The sequence below is a fragment of the Rhodococcus sp. (in: high G+C Gram-positive bacteria) genome (assembly GCF_049286785.1).
Classification (GTDB): Bacteria; Actinomycetota; Actinomycetes; order Mycobacteriales; family Mycobacteriaceae; genus Rhodococcus_F.
The window spans coordinates 1-10,808 of sequence record NZ_JBAQEO010000691.1; the positions used below are offsets into that span (position 1 = coordinate 1).

Genomic DNA, 10,808 nt, shown 5'->3' on the forward strand with positions numbered 1-10,808 from the left:
GGCCGAGATGGCGAAGGAGCAGTGCCGCGGAGAGGATCGCCGCTGTGGGATCGGCGACACCCAGGCCCGCGATATCCGGAGCGCTGCCGTGAACCGGTTCGAACATCGAGGGATTGGTACCCGAAGCGTCGATGTTGCCCGAGGCCGCCAGTCCGATACCTCCGGTGACGGCACCCGCGAGGTCGGTGATGATGTCTCCGAACAGGTTGTCGGTGACGATCACGTCGAAGCGGGACGGGTCGGTGACCATGTAGATGGTGGCTGCGTCGATGTGGCAGTACGCCGTACCCACGTCCGGGTAATCGGCCGACACTGTTTCCACCGCACGGGTCCAGATTGCACCCGCATTGGAGAGGACGTTCGTCTTGTGGATCAAGGTGACGTGCTTGCGCCGGGTCTGCGCAAGCGCGAACGCGTAGCGCACCACCCGCTCGGCCCCGAACCATGTGTTGATCGACACCTCGGTCGCGATCTCGTGCGGGGTGCCCACGCGGATAGCCCCGCCGTTGCCCGTGTACGGCCCTTCGGTTCCCTCACGGACCACCACGAAATCGATGTCCGGTTGCGCCGCGAGCGGCGACTTCGAACCCGGATAGAGCTGTGCCGGACGCAGATTCACGTGATGGTCCAATGCGAACCTCATGTTCAGGAGTAGCCCTCGTTCGAGCACCCCCGGCGTGACCGACGGATCACCGATCGCTCCCAGCAGGATCGCATCGTGCTCGCGGATCGCGGCGAGATCGGCGTCCGGGAGCAGCTCCCCCGTGGTGTTGTATCGACGGGCCCCGAGGTCGTACTCGGTGGTCTCGAGATCGGGTACCAGCTTCCGCAGCACTTTGAGTGCCTCCGCCGTGACCTCGACTCCGATACCGTCACCCGGAATGACCGCAAGCTTCATGGACACACTCTCTTCTCGAAAATCCGGCCGGGTCTGGGGCCGCGCTCACCACGAGCGCGGCAACCCGGATATGACAGGCAGAATCAGGACAGGTCGACCTGGGCTACCCGCGCGTCGAGCTTCTCCACAATTTCTGCGACCTCGGGATCACCGACGACATGACTGACACGCAAGATGACCGTCGCGCCGGTGCCCTCGACGTCCTGGCTCAGAGCAGCGGCCTGGATATCGATGCCGGCATTGCCCAGAACGGTGCCAAGGACACCGAGAACACCAGGTCGATCCTGGTAGTGGACGATGATGTTGTGTCCCTCGGCGCGCAGGTCGAAGCTGCGGCCGTTGACGTTCACGATCTTCTCGACCTGCTGGAGACCGGTCAGCGCGCCGGCGACGGCCGTCACCGTTCCATCGGCCGCAACTGCCCGGACCTCGACCGCGCTGCGGTGGGTCTGCGCCTCGCTGTGCTTCTCCACCTCGACCGTCACACCGCGCTGCTCCGCAAGCTGCGGCACGTTGACGAAGGTGACAGCCTCGTCGCTGCTGACCGAGAACAGTCCACGCAGAGCCGCCATGCCGAGAATATCGACGTTTTCGGCGGACAGTTCACCGCTGGCAACGACCTGCACGTTCTGCACAGCCTCGGGCGAGAGGGTGCCCGCGAGCAGTCCCAGCTTGCGCACCAGATCGAGCCACGGAGCCACTTCCTCGCCGACCGGGCCGCCGGAAACGTTCACGGCGTCCGGAACGAACTCGCCGGCCAGGGCCAGCAACACGCTCTTGGCGACATCGGTTCCTGCGCGGTCCTGTGCCTCCGTCGTGGAAGCGCCCAGGTGCGGGGTGACGACGATGTTCTCGAGATCGAACAACTTGGAGTCGGTGCACGGTTCGGAACCGAACACGTCGAGCCCGGCGCCGCGGACCTTCCCCGACACGAGCGCGTCGTACAGCGCGTCCTCGTCGATCAGGCCACCGCGGGCGGCGTTCACGATGATGACGCCGTCCTTGGCCTTCGCCAGACGCTCTGCGTTGATCAGGCCTGCGGTTTCCTTCGTCTTCGGCAGGTGCACGGAGATGAAGTCGGCACGCTCGATCAACTCGTCGATGCCGACGAGCTCGATGCCCAGCTGTGCAGCCCGCGCGGCCGGAAGGTAGGGGTCGTATGCGATGACGTGTGTCTCGAATGCCGCGAGCCGCTGGGCGAACAGCTGACCGATGCGGCCGAGCCCGACCACGCCGACGGTCTTGCCGAGAATCTCGGTTCCGTTGAAACTCGAACGCTTCCAGGTTCTTTCACGCAGAGTACGGTCTGCGGCCGGAATCTGCCGCGCGATGGAAACCAGCAGCGCAACGGCATGCTCGGCGGCCGAGTGAATGTTGGAGGTGGGAGCGTTGACAACCATCACGCCACGCTCGGTGGCGGCGGGAACGTCGACGTTGTCGAGGCCGACACCGGCGCGGCCGACGATCTTGAGCTTGGAACCCGCGGCCAGAACCTCGGCATCGACTGTGGTGGCGGAGCGGACGAGGATCGCATCGGCCTCCGGCACAGCCGCGAGCAGGGCCGTGCGGTCAGGTCCGTCGACCCAGCGCACCTCCACACCGTCGCCCAGAGCCTCGACGGTGGACGGCGCGAGCTTGTCGGCGATCAGAACTACGGGACGGCCTGGCTGGCTCACGTGCAAACTCCCTGAATCGGTGGTGTGGGGGTGTTTCAAGCCTCTCCAGCTTAGTCCGCACTCGTCACGAATCCGCATCCGGTCCGCACCACCATGTAGTGGACGCTTGTGTGGTCCAACCGAACCGGAACGACACCGGCCCGATGTCACATCGGGCTCGTTGAACGAGATCGATGTGACATCGGGCCAGCGGTGAGGCGGTGTAGCCGTAAAGCGGTGAAACCTAGGCGGTTTCGGTGATCGGACGATCCACCCAGCTCATCAGGTCGCGCAGCTTCTTGCCCGTGACCTCGATCGGGTGCTCGGCGTTCTCCTTGCGGAGCTGCTCGAGTTCCTTGTTTCCACCCTCGACGTTGGCGACGAGACGCTTGACGAAGGTGCCGTCCTGGATGTCCTTCAGGATCTCCTTCATGCGCTCCTTGGTGCCGGCGTCGATGACGCGCGGGCCGGAGAGGTAGCCGCCGAACTCCGCGGTGTCGGACACCGAGTAGTTCATCCGGGCGATACCACCCTCGTACATGAGGTCGACGATGAGCTTGAGCTCGTGCAGCACCTCGAAGTACGCCATCTCGGGGGCGTACCCGGCCTCGACCATGACCTCGAAACCGGTCTTGACCAGTTCCTCGGTGCCGCCGCAGAGCACGGCCTGCTCGCCGAAGAGATCGGTCTCGGTCTCTTCCTTGAACGTGGTCTTGATGACGCCGGCGCGCGTTCCGCCGATGCCCTTGGCGTAGGACAGGGCGAGCGCCTGGCCCTCACCCTTGGGATCCTGGTCGATCGCGATGAGCGCAGGGACACCCTTGCCGTCGACGAACTGACGGCGCACGAGGTGGCCGGGGCCCTTGGGGGCGACCATTCCGACCGTGACGAACTCCGGAGCCTTGATCAGGCCGAAGTGGATGTTGAGGCCGTGCCCGAAGAACAGCGCGTCGCCGTCCTTCAGGTTGGGCTCGATGTCGTTCGTGAAAATCGACGCCTGCGCGGTGTCGGGGGCCAGCACCATGATCACGTCGGCCCACTCGGAAACCTCCGCGGGCGTACCCACGGCGAGTCCCTGCTCCTCCGCCTTGGCCCGCGACTTCGAACCCTCCTGGAGGCCGATACGCACCTCGACGCCGGAGTCACGCAGACTCAGCGAGTGCGCGTGGCCCTGGCTTCCGTATCCGATCACAGCAACCTTACGGCCCTGAATGATCGACAGATCGGCATCGTCGTCGTAGAACATCTCGACTGCCACAGTTCTCAACCTCTTTCTTGGAATTTGCGTATCTAAGGTACTAGCGGGTGGCTGTTATGGACTTGGGCCCCCGGCCGACGGCAACAACCCCGGACTGCACGATCTCCCGGATGCCGTACGGATCGAGCATCCGCAGCAGGGCATCCAGCTTGGATCGCGTTCCCGTCGCCTCGATCGTGACCGACTCCGGAGAGACGTCGATCACCTTGGCGCGGAACAGATTCACGGTCTCGATGACCTGCGTGCGCACACTGGCGTCGGCGCGCACCTTGATCAGCAACAGTTCGCGGGCGACGGACGCCTCACCGTCCTGCTCCACGATCTTGATGACGTTGATCAGCTTGTTGAGTTGCTTGGTCACTTGCTCGAGCGGGAACTCGTCGACGGTGACGACGATGGTCATCCGCGAGATCTCGGGAATCTCGGTACCCCCGACGGCGAGCGACTCGATGTTGAATCCACGACGGGAGAACAGCGCGGCCACCCTGGCCAGCACGCCCGGCTTGTCCTCGACGAGAACACTGAGGGTGTGGCTGGTGCTCACTGATCTTCCTTCCCGGCCGGTGCGGCCCCGGCCGAACGCTGTTCGCGTTCCATGGCTTCGTGAATGACGGCCGGCTCAGCGGCCGCCTCGTCGTCGTCGAACAGCGGACGAATGCCTCGTGCCGCCATGATTTCGTCGTTGCTGGTGCCCGCGGCGACCATCGGCCACACCTGAGCATCCGCACCGACGATGAAGTCGATCACCACCGGCTTGTCGTTGATTGCCTGCGCCTCACGGATGGCGGCATCGACGTCCTCTTCACGTTCGACGCGAATTCCGTGGCAGCCCAACGCCTCTGCAAGCTTGACGAAGTCGGGGATGCGGACCGTGCCGTGGGTACCCAGGTTCGTGTTGGAGTAACGCTCTTCGTAGAACAGCGTCTGCCACTGACGCACCATGCCGAGGTTGCCGTTGTTGATGAGAGCAACCTTGATCGGGATGCCCTCGAGAGCGCAGGTGGCGAGTTCCTGATTGGTCATCTGGAAGCAACCGTCACCGTCGATGGCCCACACCTCGGTGTCGGGCTTCCCCATCTTGGCACCCATCGCGGCGGGCACGGCGTAGCCCATGGTGCCGAGACCGCCGGAGTTCAGCCACGTGCGCGGCTTCTCGTAGTTGATGAACTGCGCCGCCCACATCTGATGCTGGCCGACGCCGGCACAGTAGATTGCGTCCGGGCCTGCGAGCTTGCCCACCGCCTGGATCACGAACTCGGGCGACATCGCACCGTCCGAGGGCCGGTCGTAGCTGAGCGGGTACGTCCGGCGGATGTCGTCGAGGTAGGCCCACCATTCCGTGAGGTCGAACTCGGTACCGGTGGCGAGATCGGCCCTGATGGCCTCGATGAGTTCGGTGATCACCTCTTTGCAGTCGCCCACGATCGGCACGTGCGCGTAGCGGTTCTTGCCGATCTCGGCCGGATCGATGTCGGCGTGGATGACCTTGGCATCGGGTGCGAAGGAATCGAGCTGACCCGTGACACGGTCGTCGAAGCGCGCACCGAGCGTGATGAGCAGGTCGCTGCGCTGCAGTGCGGCGACGGCGGCAACGGTGCCGTGCATACCGGGCATGCCGCAGTTCAGCTTGTGACTGTCCGGGAAGGCGCCGCGCGCCATCAGAGTGGTCACCACCGGGATGCCCGTGAGTTCGGCCAATTCGAGCAATTCGGCGGAGGACTCCGATTTGATGACGCCGCCGCCGACGTACAGCACGGGATGCTTCGATTCCACGATCAGCCGTGCAGCCTCACGCACCTGCTTGCCGTGCGGCTTCGTGACGGGGCGGTAGCCGGGCAGCCGCATCTCCGGAGGCCAGGAGAACGTGGTCTGCGCCTGCAGAACATCCTTGGGGATGTCGACGAGCACCGCCCCGGGGCGACCACTCGACGCGAGGTAGAACGCCTCGGCGATGATGCGCGGGATGTCGACGCCGTCGGTGATCAGGAAGTTGTGCTTGGTGATCGGCATGGTGATGCCGGAGATGTCGGCCTCCTGGAAGGCGTCCGTGCCGATCAGGCTGCGGCCCACCTGGCCCGTGATGGCGACGACCGGCACGGAGTCCATCTGTGCGTCGGCGAGCGGGGTGACCAGGTTGGTGGCGCCGGGGCCGGAGGTGGCCATACAGACGCCAACCTTGCCGGTCGCCTGGGCGTAGCCCGTCGCGGCGTGACCGGCTCCCTGCTCGTGCCGGACGAGCACATGCCGGACCTTCTTCGAGTCGAACAGCGGGTCGTAGACCGGAAGAACGGCACCACCCGGAATGCCGAATACCGTGTCGACCTCGAGTTCCTCGAGGGCTCGAACCACCGACTGGGCGCCGGTGACTCGCTCGGGTGCGAGTTGGCGGCGGCTGCCGGTCTGCGTCGCGGCGGCCGCGGTCATCGGGCTGGCTGCCCCCGACTTGCGCGGCGTGGGTTGAGGCCGTGCGGTTGGTGCGCTCACTGGGAAATCCTCTGATTCTGGCTCCGGGCAACAAAAAACCCCCGTCAGCAGATGCTGTACGAGGGTGGCGCGTCGTTATCTGGTGAGTTGAAAGAATCGACTCAGGCGACGACGCGCCGGCCGATTACGAGCAACTCATTCTGTTTCACGCGCTCGACGGTAGGCGCGCTATCGGTGAACAGTCAACTTGATGAGTCGACCGTCCCAGAATGTGAGATACGTCAGCTGCAGTGCGAAGATGTAGAGGTGTCAACTCCGCAGCAGCCCGTGCCACCAGAACCATCATCCCATACGACGAACAGTCCCGAGCAGGTCATCCGTATTTCTCCCCTCGCCTACCTTGCGTGCGCATTTCTCCTGTTCGCCGTGACCTTCCCGGTGTTCGGATGGCCCGCCGTGTTCGGCTGGCTCCTCATCGCCCCCGTGATCGCGGTCGTCTGGGTGGCCCGCGTACGCACCACCGTCACCCCCGACGGTCTCGAACTGCGGCGCCTGTTCGGCAGCCGCTTCCTGAAGTGGTCCGACATCAAGGGAGTCCGATTCCCCGACCGCGGCTGGGCCCGCGCCGCACTGGTCAACGGCGGTGAGGTGATGCTTCCGGTGGTCACCTTCGACCGACTCCCCCAGATCGCCGAGGCGAGCGGTGGCCGGATCACCGATCCGTATGCTGCGGCCGCTGCAGCCGACGCCGAGGCGGATGCCGAGCGCCCAGCGAAAACCCAGCCGCACACAGACGACGACTAGTACGCGAGTACCGTTGATCAGTACTTCCGTACGCTGACTAAGGAATACGCTCATGCCCCCGCTGAGGTCCCGCACCACCACCATAGGACGAAATGCCGCAGGCGCCCGCGCGCTGTGGCGAGCTACCGGAATGACCGACTCCGATTTCGGGAAGCCGATCGTCGCGATCGCGAACTCCTACACGCAGTTCGTCCCCGGGCACGTTCATCTCAAGAACGTCGGCGAGATCGTGGCCGACGCGGTGCGCGCCGCCGGTGGTGTACCTCGCGAATTCCACACGATTGCCGTCGACGACGGCATCGCCATGGGTCACGGCGGCATGCTGTATTCGCTTCCGAGCCGCGAGATCATCGCCGATTCGGTCGAATACATGATCAATGCTCACACCGCCGACGCCCTGGTCTGCATCTCCAACTGCGACAAGATCACGCCGGGCATGCTGAATGCCGCAATGCGTCTCAACGTCCCCACCGTGTTCGTCTCCGGCGGCCCGATGGAGGCCGGCAAAGCTGTGGTCGTGGGCGGCGTGGCCCAGGCCCCGACCGATCTGATCACCGCCATCTCCGCCTCGGCGAACGACGCGGTGTCCGAGGAGGGCCTCGACGAGGTCGAGCGCAGCGCGTGCCCCACGTGCGGTTCATGTTCCGGCATGTTCACCGCCAATTCGATGAACTGCTTGACCGAGGCACTGGGCCTTGCCCTGCCCGGAAACGGTTCCACGCTGGCTACCCACGAGGCGCGCCGCGCACTGTTCACCCGCGCAGGCACCACCGTCGTCGAAGCCGCCCTGCGGTACTACCGCGACGAGGACGAGTCGGTTCTGCCCCGAAACATTGCCACTCCCAAGGCTTTCCGCAACGCGATGGCCCTGGATGTGGCGATGGGAGGCTCCACCAACACCGTGCTGCACACGCTCGCTGCCGCACAGGAGGGCGAGGTCGACTTCGACCTGGACACCATCGACGAGATCAGCCGCCGGGTTCCGTGCCTGTCGAAGGTCTCCCCCAACTCCGACTACCACATGGAGGACGTGCACCGGGCCGGCGGAATCCCCGCACTCCTCGGTGAGCTGCGGCGAGGCGGACTGCTCGAGACCGACGTCTCCACCGTGCACACCGAGAGCTTCGACGAGTGGCTCGACATGTGGGACATCCGCTCCGGCAAGGCCTCCGACGAAGCGATCGAATTGTTCCACGCCGCGCCCGGCGGGGTTCGGACCACCGAGCCGTTCTCGACAACCAACCGTTGGAGCGCACTCGACACCGACGCCACCGCAGGGTGCATCCGCGACGTCGAGCACGCGTACACGGTCGAGGGTGGACTCGTCGTCCTGCGCGGCAACATCGCCGTCGACGGCGCCATTCTCAAGACGGCCGGTATCGACGAAGATCTGTTCTCCTTCCAGGGGCCGGCTGTGGTCGTGGAGTCCCAGGAGGAGGCCGTGTCGGTCATCCTGCAGAAGAAGATCCAACCCGGTGACGTCGTGGTCGTGCGCTACGAGGGCCCCGCGGGTGGCCCCGGCATGCAGGAAATGCTGCACCCGACGTCATTCCTCAAGGGTGTAGGCCTCGGCAAGGTCTGTGCACTCATCACCGACGGCCGCTTCTCCGGTGGCACCTCGGGTCTGTCGATCGGTCACATCTCCCCCGAGGCCGCATCCGGCGGTGTGATCGGACTGGTCGAGAACGGTGACCAGATCCGGATCGACGTCGCGAGCCGCACACTCGAACTGCTGGTGGACGACGCCGTACTCGCGGAGCGCCGCGCCAAGATGGAGGCCTCCGAACGGCCGTGGCAGCCCGTCGACCGTCAACGCACCGTCACCACCGCGCTGCGGGCCTACGCCGCATTGGCCACGTCCGCAGACAAGGGTGCCGTCCGCAGGGTGCCCTGACCGCTCCGCCCGAGCAGCCCGGACCGGCAAGAGCCGGGTGTCGCAGCAGAGAACCTCTGCCGCGACACCCGGCTTCGTCGTTCTGCCGGGCACCGTGGAGTAGTCAACTCGCGCAGCACACGCATGCCCCATCGGAGCCGAGTTGATCACAACGATCAGTTCATCCGAGACTTCTTGCACACTCCGCTCAGCAATGGTTCCCTCGGTAGGCCGATGAGATCCACATCACATTTGGCGGCCCAATGACATCCCCGGCCCACGAAGCCCTCGGGACCCGAAAGCTAGGAGCGGTTCATGCCAGGAGTCGGCATATGGCGAACGAAATCCGTCGAACAGTCGATGGCGGACACTGACGAGCCCGACACTCGGCTCCGGAAGGAACTGACCGCCCGAGATCTGACGGTGTTCGGTGTCGCCGTGGTGATCGGTGCAGGCATCTTCACCCTGACCGCACGGACCGCGGGCAACGTAGCCGGTCCGGCCATCTCTCTGGCCTTCGTGCTCGCGGCGATCGCCTGCGGACTCGCTGCCCTCTGCTACGCCGAGTTCGCCTCCACCGTCCCGGTCGCGGGAAGTGCCTACACCTTCTCGTACGCCACGTTCGGTGAGTTCGTCGCCTGGATCATCGGCTGGGATCTCATCCTCGAGTTCGCTCTCGCCTCGGCGGTGGTCGCCAAGGGCTGGTCGCTGTACCTGGGCAACGTGATCGGGTTCAGCGGGTCGACCACGGCGCATCTCGGTCCGGTCGACTTCGACTGGGGCGCCCTGATCATCGTCGGCGCCATCACGTTCGTGCTCGCCGTCGGAACGAAGATATCCTCCCGCGTCTCGGCGATCCTCACCGCGATCAAGATCGCCGTCGTTCTTCTCGTCATCGCCGTGGGCGTCTTCTACATCAAGAAGGAGAACTACTCTCCTTACATTCCGCCCGCCGAGAGCGGCGAAAGCACGGCACAGGGCGTGCATCAGTCGCTGTTCTCCTTGATAAGCGGCGCCGAAGGCAGCAGTTACGGCTGGTACGGCCTCCTCGCGGCGGCAAGCCTCGTCTTCTTCGCCTTCATCGGCTTCGACGTCGTCGCGACCACCGCGGAGGAAGCCAAGAACCCGCAGAAAGCCCTTCCCCGGGGAATCCTCGGTTCACTCGCGATCGTCACCGTGCTCTACGTCGCCGTGACCCTCGTACTCACCGGAATGGTGAAGTACACCGACCTGAAGACGGGCAGTCCCCTTGTCGGTGACAGCAGCGCCACCCTGGCCACCGCATTCGAAGCGCACGGCATCACCTGGGCGCAGACGGCCATCAACCTCGGTGGACTCGCCGGTCTCACCACCGTCGTGATGGTGATGATGCTCGGCCAGACCCGCGTGCTGTTCGCCATGTCCCGCGACGGGCTCATCCCGCGTGGTCTCGCCAAGACCGGCAACAAGGGCACTCCCGTTCGCATCACCTTGTTCGTCGGAGCCGTCGTCGGACTGCTCGCCGCGGTGTTCCCGATGGGAACACTCGAGGAGATGGTGAATATCGGCACGCTGTTCGCCTTCGTCCTGGTCTGCCTCGGAGTCGTGATCCTGCGTCGAACGCGTCCCGACCTGCCCCGAGGATTCCGGGTGCCCCTGGTGCCGCTCGTGCCGATCCTCGCAGTCGTGGCCTGCGGTTGGCTGATGCTCAACCTGTCGGTAGAGACCTGGATCCGGTTCGTGGGATGGATGGCCCTCGGTGTCGTCATCTACTTCGCCTACGGTCGCCGGAAATCCGTACTCGGTCAGCGCCTCGCCGCCCAGGCAAACCCACCCGACGAAGAGAACATCCCGGTACTCGTGCAGAGCTGAGCCGCTCACCCGCTCTGTTCGGACGACTCCGCCGCACCCCCGATT

Annotated in this window: 8 protein-coding genes; 3 read left to right on the top strand and 5 right to left on the bottom strand. The window is 65.0% G+C overall.

Annotated elements, in window-relative coordinates; translation table 11 throughout:
• The 5 genes from WAW17_RS25035 to WAW17_RS25055 all read right to left on the bottom strand — a co-directional run.
• A partial coding sequence (locus WAW17_RS25035; RefSeq protein WP_422335577.1) for a 3-isopropylmalate dehydrogenase occupies positions 1-898 on the bottom strand: 898 nt, incomplete at its 3' end.
• 83 nt (positions 899-981) lie between these two features.
• Positions 982-2,574, bottom strand: a complete 1,593-nt coding sequence (gene serA / locus WAW17_RS25040; RefSeq protein ID WP_422335578.1) for a phosphoglycerate dehydrogenase — start codon at positions 2,572-2,574, stop codon at positions 982-984.
• Between the two features lie 223 nt (positions 2,575-2,797).
• Positions 2,798-3,799 (bottom strand): ketol-acid reductoisomerase, encoded by a 1,002-nt coding sequence (gene ilvC / locus WAW17_RS25045; protein ID WP_422335583.1) that lies wholly within the window; start codon positions 3,797-3,799, stop codon positions 2,798-2,800.
• Between the two features lie 52 nt (positions 3,800-3,851).
• Entirely contained in the window at positions 3,852-4,355 is a 504-nt protein-coding gene (gene ilvN / locus WAW17_RS25050; protein WP_422335579.1) for an acetolactate synthase small subunit, read from the bottom strand.
• Entirely contained in the window at positions 4,352-6,295 is a 1,944-nt protein-coding gene (locus tag WAW17_RS25055; RefSeq protein WP_422335580.1) for an acetolactate synthase large subunit, read from the bottom strand. Before WAW17_RS25055 ends, ilvN begins: the two co-directional genes overlap by 4 nt.
• Positions 6,296-6,562: 267 nt before the next feature.
• Here WAW17_RS25055 and WAW17_RS25060 point away from each other — a divergent pair, with 267 nt between their 5' ends.
• From WAW17_RS25060 to WAW17_RS25070, 3 genes are all read left to right on the top strand, one after another.
• A complete protein-coding gene (locus WAW17_RS25060) occupies positions 6,563-7,039 on the top strand; it encodes a PH domain-containing protein (RefSeq protein ID WP_422335584.1) in 477 nt (158 codons plus the stop codon).
• Positions 7,040-7,091: 52 nt separating this feature from the next.
• Positions 7,092-8,933 carry a dihydroxy-acid dehydratase gene (ilvD, locus tag WAW17_RS25065; RefSeq protein WP_422335581.1) on the top strand — a complete coding sequence of 614 codons (1,842 nt, stop codon included), beginning with the start codon at positions 7,092-7,094 and terminating at the stop codon, positions 8,931-8,933.
• A gap of 294 nt (positions 8,934-9,227) precedes the next feature.
• A complete protein-coding gene (locus WAW17_RS25070; RefSeq protein ID WP_422335582.1) occupies positions 9,228-10,763 on the top strand; it encodes an amino acid permease in 1,536 nt (511 codons plus the stop codon).
• Positions 10,764-10,808 lie beyond the last annotated feature (45 nt).

Coding starts and splice junctions, on each gene's coding strand:
- ilvD (WP_422335581.1), top strand. CDS start 7,092: ATGCCCCCGCTGAGGTCCCGCACCACCACCATAGGACGAAATGCCGCA.
- ilvC (WP_422335583.1), bottom strand. CDS start 3,799: ATGTTCTACGACGACGATGCCGATCTGTCGATCATTCAGGGCCGTAAG.
- WAW17_RS25070 (WP_422335582.1), top strand. CDS start 9,228: ATGCCAGGAGTCGGCATATGGCGAACGAAATCCGTCGAACAGTCGATG.